Raw genomic sequence first — 231 nt, 5'->3', positions numbered from 1 at the left:
GAGCAATTCGCATCCGCCGAGGAGCAGCTGAAGCAGGCACTGCAGGAGAACCCCGACCTGGCCGATCTGAAGGAACATTTGCTGATCGACCAGACACCGGAGGGCATGCGCATCCAGATCGTCGACGCCGAAGGCCGGTCGATGTTCGAGTCCGGCAGCGCCGAGCCGAAGCCCTATACGAAGAAGCTGCTGGCGTTGGTGAGCGACGCAATCGGGGACCTGCCGAATAAC

Annotated in this window: 1 pseudogene; it reads left to right on the top strand. The window is 61.9% G+C overall.

Annotated features, from left to right (window positions below):
- Window positions 1-231 (top strand): annotated as a pseudogene (locus R0J92_RS27210) (chemotaxis protein MotB); the annotation flags it as partial.

The sequence above is a fragment of the Tritonibacter sp. SIMBA_163 genome, assembly GCF_046535935.1.
Taxonomy (GTDB): domain Bacteria; phylum Pseudomonadota; class Alphaproteobacteria; order Rhodobacterales; family Rhodobacteraceae; genus Epibacterium; species Epibacterium scottomollicae.
Note: the sequence above shows the minus strand (reverse complement) of the source record. Positions and strands in the feature narration are given on the sequence as shown.